Annotated in this window: 14 protein-coding genes and 1 pseudogene; 7 read left to right on the top strand and 8 right to left on the bottom strand. The window is 59.1% G+C overall.

Going from position 1 to position 16,532, the window contains the following annotated elements; all coding sequences use genetic code 11:
• Window positions 1–402, bottom strand: a pseudogene (locus V7080_RS13275) (FAD-dependent oxidoreductase); the annotation flags it as partial.
• A gap of 127 nt (window positions 403–529) precedes the next feature.
• On the opposite strand from V7080_RS13275, the gene V7080_RS13270 reads away from it, so the two are divergent.
• The 4 genes from V7080_RS13270 to V7080_RS13255 all read left to right on the top strand — a co-directional run bounded on the left by V7080_RS13270 (window position 530) and on the right by V7080_RS13255 (window position 4,490).
• Window positions 530–751 (top strand): hypothetical protein, encoded by a 222-nt coding sequence (locus V7080_RS13270; RefSeq protein ID WP_334188867.1) that lies wholly within the window; start codon window positions 530–532, stop codon window positions 749–751.
• Between the two features lie 159 nt (window positions 752–910).
• Window positions 911–1,345, top strand: coding sequence for a hypothetical protein (locus V7080_RS13265; protein WP_334188866.1), 435 nt, complete (start codon window positions 911–913; stop codon window positions 1,343–1,345).
• Window positions 1,346–1,555: 210 nt separating this feature from the next.
• Window positions 1,556–2,461, top strand: a complete 906-nt coding sequence (galU, locus tag V7080_RS13260) for a UTP--glucose-1-phosphate uridylyltransferase GalU (protein WP_334188865.1) — start codon at window positions 1,556–1,558, stop codon at window positions 2,459–2,461.
• Between the two features lie 217 nt (window positions 2,462–2,678).
• Window positions 2,679–4,490 (top strand): hybrid sensor histidine kinase/response regulator, encoded by a 1,812-nt coding sequence (locus V7080_RS13255; RefSeq protein WP_334188864.1) that lies wholly within the window; start codon window positions 2,679–2,681, stop codon window positions 4,488–4,490.
• 634 nt (window positions 4,491–5,124) lie between these two features.
• Here V7080_RS13255 and V7080_RS13250 read toward each other — a convergent pair.
• Window positions 5,125–6,516, bottom strand: coding sequence for a sigma-54-dependent transcriptional regulator (locus V7080_RS13250; protein WP_334188863.1), 1,392 nt, complete (start codon window positions 6,514–6,516; stop codon window positions 5,125–5,127).
• Window positions 6,517–7,240: 724 nt separating this feature from the next.
• Here V7080_RS13250 and V7080_RS13245 point away from each other — a divergent pair.
• On the top strand, window positions 7,241–8,119 hold the full coding sequence (locus V7080_RS13245; protein WP_334188862.1) for a hypothetical protein: 879 nt from the start codon (window positions 7,241–7,243) through the stop codon (window positions 8,117–8,119).
• Here the strand turns inward: V7080_RS13245 and V7080_RS13240 are convergent.
• Window positions 8,097–8,312 carry a hypothetical protein gene (locus V7080_RS13240; protein WP_334188861.1) on the bottom strand — a complete coding sequence of 72 codons (216 nt, stop codon included), beginning with the start codon at window positions 8,310–8,312 and terminating at the stop codon, window positions 8,097–8,099. The genes V7080_RS13245 and V7080_RS13240 overlap by 23 nt on opposite strands.
• Window positions 8,313–8,908: 596 nt before the next feature.
• Between V7080_RS13240 and V7080_RS13235 the strand changes: the two genes are divergently transcribed.
• The gene (locus V7080_RS13235; protein WP_334188860.1) at window positions 8,909–9,859 is read left to right on the top strand and encodes a sigma-54 interaction domain-containing protein; all 951 of its coding nucleotides are present in this window, start codon (window positions 8,909–8,911) and stop codon (window positions 9,857–9,859) included.
• Between the two features lie 113 nt (window positions 9,860–9,972).
• On the opposite strand, the gene V7080_RS13230 is transcribed toward V7080_RS13235, so the two are convergent.
• The 3 genes from V7080_RS13230 to dusA all read right to left on the bottom strand — a co-directional run bounded on the left by V7080_RS13230 (window position 9,973) and on the right by dusA (window position 12,410).
• Window positions 9,973–10,836, bottom strand: coding sequence for an SDR family oxidoreductase (locus V7080_RS13230; protein ID WP_334188859.1), 864 nt, complete (start codon window positions 10,834–10,836; stop codon window positions 9,973–9,975).
• A 68-nt stretch (window positions 10,837–10,904) separates the two neighbouring features.
• On the bottom strand, window positions 10,905–11,099 hold the full coding sequence (locus V7080_RS13225) for a hypothetical protein (protein WP_334188858.1): 195 nt from the start codon (window positions 11,097–11,099) through the stop codon (window positions 10,905–10,907).
• Window positions 11,100–11,381: 282 nt separating this feature from the next.
• Window positions 11,382–12,410, bottom strand: a complete 1,029-nt coding sequence (gene dusA, locus V7080_RS13220; protein WP_334188868.1) for a tRNA dihydrouridine(20/20a) synthase DusA — start codon at window positions 12,408–12,410, stop codon at window positions 11,382–11,384.
• Between the two features lie 165 nt (window positions 12,411–12,575).
• Here dusA and V7080_RS13215 point away from each other — a divergent pair, with 165 nt between their 5' ends.
• Window positions 12,576–13,928 (top strand): aspartate aminotransferase family protein, encoded by a 1,353-nt coding sequence (locus tag V7080_RS13215; protein ID WP_334188857.1) that lies wholly within the window; start codon window positions 12,576–12,578, stop codon window positions 13,926–13,928.
• Here the strand turns inward: V7080_RS13215 and V7080_RS13210 are convergent, their stop codons facing one another.
• Both V7080_RS13210 and V7080_RS13205 read right to left on the bottom strand, forming a co-directional pair.
• The gene (locus V7080_RS13210) at window positions 13,929–14,840 is read right to left on the bottom strand and encodes a DMT family transporter (RefSeq protein WP_334188856.1); all 912 of its coding nucleotides are present in this window, start codon (window positions 14,838–14,840) and stop codon (window positions 13,929–13,931) included.
• A gap of 232 nt (window positions 14,841–15,072) precedes the next feature.
• On the bottom strand, window positions 15,073–16,532 hold a 1,460-nt coding region (locus tag V7080_RS13205), incomplete at its 5' end, for an EF-Tu/IF-2/RF-3 family GTPase (protein ID WP_334188855.1).

Genomic DNA, 16,532 nt, shown 5'->3' with positions numbered 1-16,532 from the left:
CTGCAGAAGCTGCTTGGGTGCGTTCTTGAAAGAGGCAAGCTCATCCATGCAGTCATACACGACGAGACGGGGCTTCAGTTCCTGCAGAAGCGGCAGCGCCATCGGCGTGTAGAACCATGCGATATGGTCGGGATAGTCGCGCACCAGCTGGCGGGTCAGCTTTTGCAGATGCGGGAGGTGATCGTCATGAAAGCCTGGCATGTTCACCGGGGTATGCGGCTGGCATACGAGGATGTTGGGTCCCGGCGAATAGGTTTTCATGAAGGTGTCGGTGTCATGATGCAGCGGCTCCTCGATAAAGACGACCGGATAATGCTGCGCCAGGCGCGACAACAGATGCTGCGGGCGCTGATAGACGAAATCCCAGCGCAGATGCGAAAAAACGATAATTGCTGAAGCCATGCTATCTCCTTGCCTTGATGGCGTGTAGGGTGATTGAAAATGCGGAAATGCGTGTCGGACCGGCGACCTGCCTTGCGAGAGCGGTGCACGGGTGCGAGCAGCATTTTTTTCCGACGACACACTGCGCATGGCGCAGGACCGCGGCGCGTCGGAGATGACGCGGGCGCTGATCGTTGTGCGGGTGATCTGGAGCGGAATCCGATGCGTTGCGAACCGGACGCATCAGGGAGTGTGGATAGTGCGACGCCTGGTGCGGATGCGTGCATGCATTCGCATGAAGGTGCAATCGCCGCTGGCGGTTCATCCGATGCGCGCTTCCATTGCCTCGCGGCTCGCGGCGGCTTTCTAATGTGATGGAAGCATCGATCGTCATTTCTTCATATTTCGCGTTAAGGTTAGTAATGCTGCATTTCGTTGGCCGCGGCACGAACAGCGTGCTGTTGCCTTCCCCTTCTTTTCTGCCTCCTCGCGAAGTCGTTCACAAAGATAATATTTTTTCTAGCAAAACATGCAACGCAACCTGCGTACTGATGCAAGATTGATGCCGATCGTTGATGAAACATTGCCTGATGCGCTTGCGGAGAATTCATTTCCGTTTCGCAATGGTCAGAGCCGGCGAATGAACAGCGGCGATGTGAGGCAAAACGACGACAGGGGCTTCATGCCGGCGAAGGACGACAAGGTGCCGGCACGCACCGTAGGGACAGCGACTTATGTGCTTGGACGTTTCAAACCGGTTCCTCGATTCAAAATAGTTTTTATAAGGCTGCGATGCGCGGCTGTTCCTCGACGGCATCGGGCACTGATTCCGGGCGCCAGATGCAGGCAGTGCACCATGCTGTCGCCCCTAGGGTCTATTCACTATACGGATTGGTCATTGAATCAGGATGATCTTCGTCAAAGCCTTCCGTACCCATATGCTGATGCAGCGCAGTTATCGTGACGCCGGTACGCTTCATGCTTATGTACGCACCTAGTAGCGATAGCCATTGGCATGCCGCGCTCCTTGCACCAAGCGTCAAGCGCTGCAAGCGGCGCCCGATGCCTGCCGGTTCATGGCCGACCAGCATGTAAAAACTGGTAGATCGGTGTAATCGTTACCCGAATCATGGTTGCCGGATTGGTGAACCCACAGACTTAAGAGAGATCACAAATGACTAAAATTCGTAAAGCAGTATTTCCTGTCGCCGGCTTGGGCACACGTTTTTTGCCTGCCACGAAAGCTTCGCCGAAAGAAATGCTGCCTATCGTTGATAAGCCTCTTATTCAATACGCGGTCGAGGAAGCCGCGGCCGCAGGGATTACCGAGATGATTTTCGTCACCGGGCGCGGCAAGCGCTCCATCGAAGATCATTTCGATAAGGCATATGAATTGGAAGCCGAACTGGCTTCGCACGGCAAGCTGAAGTTGCTGAAGGAAATACAGACTCTTCTCCCGGACAACCTGCATTACTCCTATGTTCGCCAGAGCGAAGCGCTCGGCTTGGGCCATGCGGTGCTGTGCGCGAAGCCGCTGGTAGGCGACGAGCCGTTCGCCGTCGTGCTTGCCGACGACCTGATCGATGCCGAAGTCCCGGTCCTGAAGCAGATGATCGATCTGTACGAACAGCACGCAAGCTCCGTGGTAGGAGTGCAGACCGTTCCACTGGACCAGACATACCAATACGGGATCGTACGCCCGCAATCAATGGGTGTACGTATTCATCGCATTGCGGATATCGTCGAGAAGCCACAGCCGGAGCATGCACCGTCGACGCTGGGTGTGGTCGGCCGCTATGTCTTCACACCGGAAATTTTCGATCACCTCGAACGCATCCAGCCTGGAACCGGCGGGGAAATCCAGCTGACCGATGCCATCGCTTCGCTGCTGAAAGTCGATCCCGTGCTTGCCTATGAATTCAAGGGTCATCGCTATGACTGCGGCTCCAAGCTGGGCTACCTGGAAGCATCGGTGAATTTCGCATTGAAGCATCCGGCGATTGCGGAGCAATTCAGCGAATTCATCGCCGGCGTGCAGCGGCAGGTGCAGGCGAATCCGGTCAGCACCAAGACTGCCTGAACGGTACATCTATCAAGCGGGAAAGATCATGCGGCTATCATCGGCAAGCAACCTGTCCAGACGCGCAGGGGCGTTGCGGGTAGCCGCGTGCGGTCAATTTTCCGACATTTGCAATGAATAACCATCGACATCTGCACACCGCTTTCTTCATCACCACTACCCTCGGCGCTGCGAAGCAACCCAAGGCGATGCGGAATGTGCCATACGGGGCAGCGGCATGAAACGACGCTCGGCCCGCAACGATGCATCAAGCGCGGGGATCAAGCCGGCAATGGCTGCAGCCCTGGGCGGACCGGTCGCCTCGATATTGGCAGAACCGCCCTATCCCACGGTCCATGAAAACGGAAAAGCCAACCGCACGCATCACCATCCCGACGCGCCGAACAACGGCACGTCCCACGGCACCAATACACGCCACATCGCCGAGCCCGTTGGGCACGAAGTCGAATTCAAGACGATGGTGGAAAATTCCTCCGACATCATCGCCCGTCTCGACCGCGGCCTGCGCCATTTGTATGTGAACCCCGCGATCGAGAAACTGTCGACGCTGCCCGCATCCGCTTACCTCGGGAAAACCAAGGCCGAACTCGGCTTACCGGCAAGCGTCGTCGATGCCTGGGATAGTGCCGCACGCGCCGCCTTCGCTACCGGCAGCGAGCAGCGGCTCGACTTCGACCACAACATCAATGGCCAGATGCGTTATTTTTCGGGACGGGTAATTCCTGAAATCAGCCTGAATGGCAAGATCGAATCGGTGATCAGCATCGCCTACGATGTGACCGACCGCGCCCGTGCGGAAAAGGAGCGCGACGAACTGCTGGCGCGGGAACGTACCGCACGCATCCAGGCCGAAACGGCTGCGCGGGCGCGCGACGAATTCCTGGCCATTGTTTCCCACGAACTGCGCGCACCGCTCAACGGCATCCAGAGCTGGGCGCATGTACTGGAAAATTATGTAAAGGAAGCCAGCAGCGCGCCGCTCGCGCAGCGCGCGCTCCAGGGTATCAAGACCGGTGTCGGACAGCAGGTGCGCCTGATCGAGGATTTGCTGGACGTCACACGCATGATGAGCGGCAAACTGCGCCTGGTGAAGCAACCGCTCGCCCTGCTTCCGGTCGTGCAGGCTGCGGTCGAAAGCGTGCGTGCGCATGCGACGGCCAAGCATATCGAGCTGCATTGCACGTACGGCATCAACAACGAACAGATCGAGGGCGACTCCGACCGGGTACAGCAGATTTTATGGAACCTGCTCTCGAACGCGATCAAGTTCACGCCCGACCACGGTAACATCTGGCTCTCCGCCACGCAGTCCGGCAGCAGCATCGTCGTGACCATCCGCGACAACGGCATCGGCGTATCGCCGGACTTCCTTCCGCACCTGTTCAACCGCTTCAGCCAGGAAGACACATCCAGCACGCGCGACCACAGCGGCCTGGGACTGGGTCTGTTCCTGGTGCGGCATCTGATCGAACTGCATGGCGGCAAGGTCAGCGCCGAAAGCGAAGGCGAAAACAAGGGCACCACCTTCTCGGTCTCCTTCCCCCTGCGCGCGCCAAGCGCCAAATACACCCCGGCGGTGCACTGCGAAGACGGCATCGACAATGGCGTGCCGCTGCCATCGCTGAATGGACTGCGCGTATTACTCGTGGACGACCAGGAGGAAGCACGAGAATCACTCACCATTGTCCTCACCAATGCCGGCGCGAAGGTATTCGCCGCCGAATCGGCGAAAGGCGTCATGACATGGCTGCCGACGCTTTCCGCAGATGAATATCCGGACGTACTCGTCTGCGACATCGCCATGCCCGGGGAAGACGGCTATGCGGTACTGCGCAGGATCAGGGCATGGAAAGCAGCCGACGGCACACTCCCCCTGCACCGCCTCCCCGCTCTCGCACTCACCGCCTTCGCACAGCGCGAAGACCGCATACGCGCCCTCACCGCTGGCTTCCAGATGCACGTTACCAAGCCGGTCGCGCCGGAGGAATTGATTGTGGTGATTGATACGATGGTGGTACGGGACGAATAAGTACCTTCAAAATGCAAAGCCAAGCATCCGCTGTGGCTTTGCATTCTGCCCGACGGCGCATCGGACAGATGAACTGCCAACCCATTCTTACCCTGATCCCCCGCCGGGGGCTGCTTGAAGACAATGGCGTCCCCTGCAACTTACTTTGCGAATGCCGGCAAGTAGAGACAAACGGCCATACTTCTTCCGCTCACGGTCACAAAGTAAAGGACAGATAATTCCCTCCCCTCAAGGGGAGGACCAGGGTGGGGATGGGTTTTAGAAGTTCCCCCTTCTGGCGACGCCAAAAGTGGAAGTACTGAAACGGATAAAGAAGCGAAATTTGTCTGGGCCGAAGGCGAGTTTATTTCGCTTCCCGTTTCAGTACTTCCACTTTTGGGAACCTGCGAAGCAGGCGTCGACTGGGGGTCGCCTTCTTTTGCTTACTTTTATTGGCGAGACAAGAAAAGTAAGTGGCCCGCCGGGGCCAGTCCCGGCTAGGCACTTCGAAGAAAGGAAAGCGTTGCACTACCGGAGGCACTCCGTCGCCCTGATTCCCCTCTGGCAGCGCACGTACCGGCTTGCAAACCGGTACCGTTTAGCGGGCATGACAGGCTGATGCATCACCGAAGAAGTTACACATCAATGCTCCAACTCAGTGGTACGAATCACTGCTATGGAAACTGGCATCATCTTTCTTGGGCGGCTCCTCATACGGCCCATACTCCTCCAGCCGGTTATACAACGTCTTCAAGCTGATCCCGAGAATATCCGCCGCCCGCTTCTTCACTCCCCCGCACAACTCCAGCGTCGCATAGATCAACTTGCGGTCGACATCCGCAAGCGACGTTCCCACCGGGATGGAGAGCGTCAACCCGACCGGAGACTGGGTTGTGATGACCGGTGCGAGCGCCGCCGCGTCCAGCACATCGTCGGAAAGAATGAATGCACGCTGCATGTAATTGCGCAGCTCGCGCACGTTTCCGGGCCAGTGATAATTGGCGAGGCAATCCAGTCCGTCTGGCGACAACACTTTGTTGGTGCCATGTGCCGCATTCATCTCGGCCAGGAAATGCTCTGCCAGCAGCTGGACATCCGCGCCGCGTTCGCGCAATGGCGGAATCCGCAGAGGGAATACATTGAGACGGTGGTAAAGGTCCAGTCGGAGCTTGCCTTCTGCCACTGCCGCTTCGGGGTCGCGGTTGCTGGCGGCAACCACCCGCACATCCGTGTCCAGTTCCTGGTTGCTGCCGATGCGCATGAACGATCCGGTCTCCAGGACGCGCAGAAGCTTTACCTGCAACTCGACCGGCATCTCAGTAATTTCATCCAGGAAAAGCGTACCGCCGTTGGCGCGTTCGAAGTAGCCTTTATGCTGGCGATCCGCCCCGGTGAAACTGCCCTTCTCATGGCCGAAGATTTCGCTTTCGATCAATTGCGGAGAAATCGCACCGCAGTTAACGGGCAAAAAGGGATGCTTGCTGCGCAGACTGAGATCATGAATGGTTTGCGCCGCCAGTTCCTTACCGGTTCCGCTCTCGCCCAGCAGCAATACGGTCGCTTCTGTCGGTGCGACGCGGCCGATATGGTTGTACAGCTTCTGCATGACCGGCGCGGCACCAAGCATTTGCCCGAAATGACCGAGCCGTCGCAGCTCGCTGCGCAGCACGCCGATTTCTTCTTTCAGGTCGACAGTGCGTGGAATGCGTGAGAGCAAGCCTTTCAGGCGCTTGAAATTGATCGGCTTCGTGAGATAGTCGGCTGCGCCGAGGCGCAATGCCTCCACTGCAGTTTCAACGCTGGCATGGCCGGTGATCAAGACGATTTCGGTCGTTGCCCGCGATTCGATGTCATTGAACAAGTCCATTCCGCTGCCGTCCGGCAGCTTCAGGTCGATCAGCACGACGTCGGGACGCTGGCGCATGATCTGAATCTGCGCATCGCGTATGTTCCCGGCCACTGCCGCGGTAAAACCTTCGGCCGAAGCTATTTCCATCAGCGCTTCACGCGTATTGGCATCGTCGTCGACGATAAGTACATGGGGCATATTAGGAGTCTCTGTCTGATATTGGGCAGTGGATGAAATCTGGTGCCGCATCCGGTTGTTGCGCTTGGCTGCCGGAAATTTCAACGTCCTCTTCCAGCCTCGGTGACGACCGCAGACAATGCGATCGATAACCTTGTCGTGGACGGTACCGGATGCAGCGCGACTGGTCATGCATGGGGCCGCCTTCCTGAAATGGGGAAAAGAAACGTCAAGACATCATGGAACAGGTTGAAGAGACGTACGGTGCGTTTGAAATGCGCGCCAATGGAAGCGGCGTGAATACGCATTCAATGTACACAGGGGGTTGGAACACGGGAAACCTGCAAGGTTCACCTGTGACGATGCATTGCTTGAGGTGGAGCTGCTGTGGCGGCTCGTACCAATCACGGCATGTCGATGGACTGCATCGGAATCCATGTCATCTCTCCCTTATGTTGCACGCTTCGATATGTTGCACGCTTCGATACCGCTTCGATGGCAGCATCGATTATTCGATTATTCGATCATTCGGTATTGCCGTGGACGATGTTCTCATCGTCCTTTTCTGGTGCACCGGCCCGGATACACCCCATCCAATTATCGTGACCGCATCACGACCATCGGTAACAGCCTCCCACCGCGATCGATTCGATCGACTGTTGAAGGCAGGGTTGCCGGATAAGCTTACAACGGTATGCTATGAGCACAATCGGCAAACGCCAAATCCTCTGGCCGCTTCGATTGATTGCCCTCAATCGAAGTGCAAGAAGCGTTGACGTTTGCCGTCAAGCGTAAAAACACCGATTACTTCGATGTACCCGAACCGGATGCGCCACCGGAAGAGCTGCTAGGCTCAGGCGACGTGGTGCTGCCGGTAGAACCGCTTGAACCGGTGGTCGACGAACCGCCCGCGCCAGACGAACTGCCGCCGGCGGAGCTGCCACCCGTGCTGCCCGATGACGAACTCGGATCGGTGGAGCTGCTTCCCGAACCGGTCGAACCGGAACTCGAGGCGCCACCGCTGGTGCTGCCGGACGGGCTGCTTGTATCGCTGCTGCCGCCGGTTGAGCCGCTACCCGCCGAGCCGCTGGTACCACCGGATGTGCCGGCTTCCGATGGGCTTGCACTTGAGCTCGAGCCGGAGCCCGGTGTCGATCCGGAAGAACCGGGAGTGCTTCCCGTGCTTCCGGCGCTGCCTGCAGAACCACCGGCAGAAGAACCGCCATCCGTTGCGCTCGGCGGCGAAGTAGGCGACGTTGGTGATGCGCCGGCAGTCGTGCCCGTGCCGCCCGCTGCACCGGTGCTACCCGTCGATCCTGCAGCGCCGCTGCTTGGCGTGCTGCCGGCTGCACCTGCCGTGCTGCTATCGGCCGGTGGCGTGGTGGTTGATGGTGTGCTGGCGCTTGGTGCTGGCGTGCTGGGTGTGCTTGCCGTGCTGCTCGGGGTGGATGTCGAACCGCCGGCGCCACCTGCGGCGCCGGTACTTGGACTACCACCGGATTCCGAACCTTCACGACTACATCCAGCAAATGCCAACCCCATTAACGCGGTCACCAGAACGACCTTGGAGGTGTTGACGATTGCTTTCATGGAGTTACCTTTCACTTGGAGCCGGAGCCGGTAGCGCCGCCTGTACCGCCTGCACCGGATGAACCCATGCTGCCTGATCCGCCCGAGCTTTGTGCGCTGCCAGGTGTGCCGCCACCGCTCGATGCGCCGGATTGATCGCCTGCACCACGTTGACCGCAACCAACAACAGCCAGGCTCAACACTGCAGTGACTGCCAGAACTTTAGATGCGCCGATAAGTGATTTCATAATTATTCCTTTCGATAAGTGATGTTTGCTCAAACCTTGACCATAGCAATTGCGATAAGTTTCTTAACTTATTTGCAAAAGTCGGTGTCACCCCAAACGCAGAAAGTGTGCCAGCAACATTCATTGGTAATGGTGGGGCGATTGTGTCGTTTAGCGACTTGCAACAGCCAGAAACGGAGTGGGAAACCGTAAAAATTACAGTTGCACAGTAAGCGTTACATGCAGCAGGTAAAAGATTGCACCGAAGATTTATCCTGAATTGCCTGGCAATATCAAACGGGCTTTTGCGGCTGCGTTTGTTTTAGAAATGAAACCCTCCTTCCGGTTTTCAAATGAACAGGATCGTATTTACTTCAGGCGTCCATACGCTATGTTGAACACATAACTGGTTGAGTTCTGGAGCGCTGCCCCAATGTGCTGACATACCGCAATCGTGTAACACGCGATGCAAGGTTGTGCGTTCCTTTATGTTGAGGAACTGAACTAACGCAAGCGGCTCTCCCAGCTGTGATGTAACAATCAGCCCACTCATTGCACACTCATTCTTGCGCGGCGTTCTTCAGGCGCCGCATACGGCAGAAAGCACATCGATTCACATGGCTCTAGACCAATCGTTAAAGCGCTTCGGCATCATGTACGGTCTCTCTCCGACCATGGAGCGCTTGTACCAGCAAGTCGAACGCGTGGCGGTCACCGACGCCACGGTATTGCTGGTTGGCGAAAGCGGAACCGGCAAGGAATTGATTGCCAAGGCGATTCATCAAGTCAGCGCACGCAAGGACGAAACTTTCGTTGCCGTCAATTGCGGCGCCATTCCGGCCCACCTGATCGAGGCTGCGCTGTTCGGGCACGAGCGCGGCAGCTTCACAGGAGCGGTTCGCCAGCACATCGGTTACTTCGAGCATGCATCGCGTGGCACGCTGTTCCTGGACGAGATCACGGAGATGCCGGTCGACATGCAGGTCAAGCTGCTGCGTGTCCTCGAATGCGGCAGGTTTACGCGTGTCGGGGGCGACCAGGAAGTGAATGTCGATGTGCGGCTGATCGCGGCGACCAATCGCGATCTGGAGTCCGCCGTGAAAGATGGGCATCTGCGTGAAGACCTGATGTACCGGCTCGCGGTCTTTCCGGTACGCATTCCTCCGCTGCGCGAACGCGGCGCCGATATCGAACTTCTGGCGCAGCAGTTCCTGCAGATCCACAACGAGGAAGCGAATACTCAGAAAACATTCTCGCGCAGCTCGCTGGAGGTGTTGCGATCCTACTCATGGCCTGGCAATGTGCGCGAGTTGAAGAACGTCGTGCAGCGCGCCTTCATCCTGGCGACCGATACCCTGAACATCGAAGATTGCATTTCGGATGTCGCCAGCAAGAAACCCACGGTGCAGGACGGCTACCTGAATTTTTTCGTCGGCACACCGCTGGCCGACGCGCAAAAAGAAATCATTCTCGCCACGTTGAAGCACTACAGCGGCAACAAGCGGCTGACGGCTGAAGCGCTCGGCATCAGCCTGAAGACCCTGTATAACCGGTTGAAGGAGTATTGAATACCGGCAGTCGTTTTCCTCTGCCAGCGGGCTTTTCATCGAAGGGATGCGGAACGCAGCCGCAGCCGGCACGTCCCGCATCCTTTTCCCGTTCCTTTAATGGTTTGCCACGGTTAGGCGTTCACTATTTCGCCGCCGTTCGGATGAAGCACCTGGCCGGTCATATAGGAACTGTCTTCCGACGCCAGAAACACGTAAGCCGGCGCGATTTCATCCGGCTGGCCGGGACGGCCGAGCGGCACGCTACCGCCAAACTGCGCCACGGCATCCGGCGGGAAGGTTGCCGGAATCAGCGGTGTCCACACCGGTCCGGGAGCGACCGCATTGACCAGGATTTTCTTTTCCGCAAGCTGCTGCGACAGCGATCGGGTAAAGGCGACGATTGCGCCCTTGGTCGAGGAATAATCAAGCAGGTGCGAGCTGCCGCGGTAAGCGGTCACCGAGGTGGTGTTGATGATCCTCGCGCCCTCCTTTAGATGCGGGACGGCGGCGCGCACCAGGTAGAACATTGAAAAGATGTTGGTGCGGAATGTTTTCTCGAGCTGCTCGTCGGTGATATCCGTGATGCTCTGCTGGGGGAACTGCTGCGCGGCATTGTTCACCAGCACATCGAGTTTGCCGAAGGACGATATCGTCGTCTCCACCAGCTTGTTGCAGAACGCGGATTCGCCGATGTCGCCGGGAACGGTGACGCATTCGCGTCCTTCGGCCTCGATCAGGCGCTGCGTTTCTTTCGCGTCCTCATGCTCGTTCAGGTAGGCGATGACCACGCTGGCGCCTTCCTTGGCGAAGGCGATGGCCGCCGCGCGCCCGATACCGCTGTCAGCGCCGGTAATCAATGCGACTTTGCCCTGAAGCTTGCCGCTTCCCCGGTACGCTTTTCCGGTCGATTGCGGACGTGGCGTCATTTCCTTTTCGGAGCCGGGTTGCTGATCCTGATGCTGGGGTGGCATGGAGCTTGGTTTGTCAGTAGGCATATGCGTATTCCTTGTCTGTTCCTTGTTGATTTCAACGATGCGGAGTTCAAGCGGGAGTGATGCACCGCTCAGTGGCTGGTCGTTTTCTTTTGCGACCGGCTTTTGCCCGCTTTCTTCAGGGAGATGGCCACAGCCTGTTTGACGGCCTTTTTCTTGGAGGCCGGTTTGCTGTTGCCGATGGTGCCCTCATGTTCGTACTCATGCACCAGCTTCTTGATGTTGGACTTGACTGCGTCCTGCGATTTACCGCTGCGTAAAGGCATGATGCGTTCTCCGATGGCAAAGTTGGATTTCACAAGGGGAACGCGCCTGCGCGGGCAAGCGCACTACCCCGTCGAAGCCGAAGATTTAGCAGCATTCATGCCATCAGCAAGGGGGACGTTGAGGGATGGTGGGATGAGTCCGTGCCATGGAAATTGCGGCGCGCGAAAACGCAGAACCGCCAGATGCGCCATGGTTGGCGACCACGGCGGCGGCGTGAAGAGGGACCGCTCTATCGTTCCTTCCCCCGGCAGGGGAAGGAAGCGTGCGATGATGAATACTGATCAGGCCGCAATGGGCTGCATGCGCTGGTAGGCCTGCAGCAACAGGTCCGCGTCGCCGGCGGCCAGCTTCTTTGAATCCGACAGGGTCTGGCGGAACACGCGTGCCCCCGGCATGCCGGTCATCAGCCCCAGCATGTGCCGGGTAATGCTGTTCAAACGCAGGCCGCCACCCGGCGTCCCTGCGCCGTGACGCGCAAGCTGGCTGCGAATATAGGGCAGCATCGCCTGCAACACCTGCAGCCGTGTGTTCACCGGCGCATCGTCGCCGTAATACCGGGAATCGAAGGCGGCCATCAGGTAGGGATTGTGATACGCCTCCCTGCCCAGCATGACGCCATCGACATGTTCCAGGTGCGTATCGATCTCCGGCAAGGTCTTGATGCCGCCATTGATAAGTATTTCAAGTTGAGGAAAATCGCGCTTCAGCTGGTAGGCAAACTCCGGCTTGAGCGGTGGAATTTCGCGGTTCTCCTTCGGACTGAGTCCTTCGAGGATCGCATTCCTGGCATGCACGATGAAGGTATTGCATCCTGCCTGCGCCACGGTACCGACGAAGTCGCGCACGAATGCGTAGGATTCGGATCTACCGATGCCAATCCTGTGCTTGACGGTCACGTCGATCGCCACCGCATCGCGCATTGCCTTCACGCAGTCCGCGACCAGTTGCGGCTCGGCCATCAGGCAGGCGCCGAACGCGCCTTTTTGCACCCGTTCCGACGGGCAGCCGCAGTTCAGGTTGATCTCGTCATATCCCCACTGCTCGCCGAGCCTGGCGCTTTTGGCAAGGTCGGCCGGCTCGCTGCCGCCGAGCTGCAGGGCGACCGGGTGTTCTTCCTCGTTGAAATCAAGATGGCGGGCAACGTCGCCGTATAGCAATGCGCCGGTGGTCACCATTTCGGTGTACAGCCAGGTATGGCGGGTGATCTGCCGGTGAAACATGCGGCAATGGCGGTCCGTCCAATCCATCATTGGTGCGACGGAAAGACGGCGGGAGGGTAGTTTTGGCGAATTCAAAGCGGGAATATCCATCAAAGGGAGCATGCTGGCCGGGAACGGGAATGCCGGGCCGCATGGCGGATCAGCCGCTATTTTACCGGCACCGGGTCCCATGCCGCTGTCCATGCGGCCCGGCGTCAACCCGGTACGGTCGTAAAAGGACTAACATTACTAGCTCAACCACACAACAGGTGACGCATGCCGAATACGCCCAATACCGATCATTTCTGGATGCCTTTCACTGCCAACCGGCAATTCAAATCCAAACCCCGCATGCTGGTCTCCGCCGCCGGCATGCATTACACGTCGGACGATGGCCGCAAGATTCTCGACGGCACGGCGGGATTATGGTGTGTCAACGCCGGCCATGGCCATCCGAAAATTGTCGACGCCATCCAGAAGCAGGCCGCCGCCATGGATTACGCGCCGCTGTTCCAGATGGGGCATCCAAAGGTTTTTGAAGCCGCCACCGCCCTGGTCGCGATCGCGCCGGAAGGATTGAACCGGGTATTCTTTTGCAATGACGGTTCCGAAGGCGTCGACTCGGCGCTGAAGATCGCCCTCGCCTATCATCGCGTACGCGGCGACAATCTCCGTACACGCCTGATCGGCCGGGAACGCGGCTATCACGGTGTCGGCTTCGGCGGTATCGCGGTCGGCGGCATCGCCGGCAACCGCAAGCATTTCGGCCCGACTCTGGCCGGCGTCGACCATTTGCGCCATCCGCTGGATATCGGCCGGAACGCGTTCTCGCGCGGCTTGCCCGAACATGGCGCCGAGATGGCCGACGAACTCGAACAGCGCCTCACGACGCTGCATGATCCGTCCACCGTGGCAGCCGTCATCGTCGAGCCCATCCAGGGCTCCACCGGTGTGATCCTGCCGCCCAAGGGCTATTTGCAGAAGCTGCGCGCCATTTGCGACAAGTACGGCATCCTGCTGATTTTCGACGAGGTCATTACCGGCTTCGGCAGGCTCGGCGCGCCGTTCGCCGCCGATTTCTTCGGCGTGGTGCCCGACATGATCGTTTGCGCCAAGGGCCTGACCAATGCCGCGGTCCCCATGGGGGCGGTGATCGTGCGCCAGGACATCCATGATGCCTTCATGGATGCCGCGCCGGAGAACGGAATTGAATTCTTCCACGGCTACACCTACACCGGCCATCCTCTCGCGTCCGCCGCCATGCTGGCAACGATGGCGGTGTACCGGGAAGAAGCGCTGTTCGACCGCGCCGCCGGCATGGCGTCCTATTTCGAGGACGCGGCACATAGCCTGAAAGGGCTTCCCTACGTGAAAGACGTCCGCAACCTCGGCCTGGTATGCGGCATCGAACTCGAAGGCATTCCCGGCAAGCCGACTGCGCGGGCATTCGATGTTTTCCTGAAATGCTTCTGGGAAAAGAACGTGCTGATCCGCACCACCGGCGACATCATTGCCCTGTCGCCGCCGCTGATCATCGACAAGCCGCAGATCGACCAGTTGTTCGGCGCGATCGCGGACGTCTTGAAAAGCCAGCAATCTGTGCCGGCTTCCCAGCCGGCAGTGGCCTGATCAGGAGGATGGAACCGGCGCGGCGCGGCGGCTTGCGGAAGACCGCAGCGCCGCGATCTCGTTGAATATCAGCGCCGCCATCACCAGCCCGCCGCCCATCAGGGTTTCACGCGCCGGCACTTCCCCTGCGCCCAGCCATGCCCAGATCGGACCGAGCAGCACCTCCAGCAGGGCCAGCAGCGACACTTCCGGGGCCGACAGGGATTTCGCCGCCTTCACCATCAGCATGCACGGCAACCCGAGCTGAAAAAAGCCCAGTGCCGCCATCAGCGCGATGTCGTGCAGGGACGCCTGCAGCGGCCACGCCAGCGGCAGCATGAGCGCCGCCGAAAACACGCTACCGAGCAGGACCGCCGGCATAAGATCGATGCCGTGCCCGGCTTTCTTGAGCGCAATCAGGTTGATCGCTGCCGCAACCGGCACCGCAACCGCGATCAGCATGCCGGTCAGATGAGTGCCGTTGATGTCGGTGACACCCGGCTTGAACATCCAGATCATGCCGATGGCCGCGGCGGCAATTGCCGCCCAGGTCCGCGCGGGGATGGCCTGCTTCAGCAGCAGCCATGCGAGGAAGGCGGTCAGCAACGGGGATATGCTGAGTACGACGAGGGTATTGGCGACGGTGGTTTTGGTGAGGGCGATCATGAAGCAAACGAACATCACGCACCACATCATGCCGGACAGGATGCCCAGCCGGCCTAGCGACCGCAATGCGCCTGCGGTGCGCTCTGCGCCCTGCTGCCAGAGCAGTGCGCCGGCGACGAACAAAGCCGAAAAGAAACTGCGCCAGAAAGTGATTTCAAAGCCGTGCGCGGCGTCGAGGTGCCGCGTGACGACACCTGCCATGCTCCACAGCGTCGGGGCGCACACCATCAGCAGGATGGCGCGCTGGTGAGTGTTTAGTATGGACATATTAATGAACAGAATACTCTTGATGGTTTGCCGACGGGCGCAGCCTCGTTCCGGCGAACTGTTCCTTGCGGGACGACGCTCGCTCGCCGCCTCGATTCCGGCAAACACTGGCTTGCCGGAATCGATTGCCGGAACACGATGCGGCCATCGTAAAAAACAAGCCCGGCGTCCGCGAGGATGACCGGGCTGTGACAGCCGCAGGCGGTCCGCTTAACGGACCGCTAGAAGCGAATTATGCTGCTTCGCGCGATGCCTTCTTGCGCTCGTGCTCTTTCAGGAAGCGCTTGCGCAGGCGGATGCTCTTTGGCGTGATCTCGACCAGTTCATCGTCCTCGATAAACTCGACCGCATACTCCAGCGTCAGCTGGATGGGCGGCACCAGGCGTACCGCCTCATCGGTACCGGAGGCACGGACGTTGGTCAGCTGCTTGCCCTTGATCGGGTTCACCACCAGGTCGTTGTCACGCGAGTGAATACCGATGATCATGCCTTCGTAGACCGGGTCATTGTGGCTGACGAACATGCGTCCGCGGTCCTGCAGCTTCCACAATGCATAGGCCACTGCCGCGCCGTCATCCTGGGAAATCAGCACGCCATTGCGACGGCCCGCCAGTTCCGGCTTGCTGGCATCGACCGGGGAGTATTCGTCGAAAATGTGGCTCATCAGTCCGGTGCCGCGCGTCAGGGTCATGAACTCCGACTGGAAACCGATCAGGCCACGGGCCGGGATACGGTATTCGAGGCGGACACGGCCCTTGCCGTCCGGTTCCATGTTCTGGAGGTCGCCACGGCGACGCCCGAGTTCTTCCATCACGCCGCCCTGGTGGGAATCTTCCACATCCACGGTCAGCATCTCGTATGGCTCATGCTTGACGCCGTCAATCTCCTTGAACACCACGCGCGGACGGGATACCGCCAGTTCATAGCCTTCACGGCGCATGTTTTCGAGCAGGATGGTGAGGTGGAGTTCGCCGCGGCCGGAGACTTCAAAGGTGGTGTCGTCGCCGGTATCGGTCACGCGCAACGCCACGTTGGCCTTCAATTCGCGGTCGAGACGATCACGGATCTGGCGGCTGGTAACGAACTTGCCTTCGCGCCCTGCGAGTGGCGAATTGTTGACCAGAAAATTCATCGTCAGTGTCGGCTCGTCGACGCGCAGCATGGGCAATGCGTCCGGCACGTCAGGCGCACAGACGGTGCTCCCGATGCCGACTTCCTCGACGCCGTTGATCAATACGATGTCGCCGGCGATCGCCTCGTCGACCAGGACGCGCTCCAGACCCTTGAACTTCAGTACCTGGTTGATGCGGGCCTTGATCGGCGTCGAATCGGGGCCGTTCAAAATGATCACGTCCTGCAAGGCCTTCACGCGGCCGCGGCTGATGCGGCCGATGCCGATCTTGCCGACGTAGGAAGAATAATCGAGGGAGGAAATCTGCAATTGCAGCGGACCGTCCGGATCGTCATCGCGTACCGGCACGTGCTCCAGCACGGCATCAAACAGCGGCTTCATCGTGCCTTCGCGATTGGTCGGATCGAGGCTCGCGTAACCGTTCAGTGCGGATGCGTACACCACGGGGAAATCAAGCTGCTCTTCGGTCGCGCCGAGCTTGTCGAACAATTCAAATGTTGCATTGATGACCCAGTCAGGCCGGGCGCCGGGCCGGTCGATCTTGTTGACGACGACAATGG

The sequence above is a fragment of the Noviherbaspirillum sp. genome (assembly GCF_036846085.1).
Taxonomy (GTDB): domain Bacteria; phylum Pseudomonadota; class Gammaproteobacteria; order Burkholderiales; family Burkholderiaceae_D; genus Noviherbaspirillum.
The sequence above is the reverse complement of the archived record's forward strand: the minus strand, read 5'-3'. Positions and strand labels throughout refer to the sequence as shown.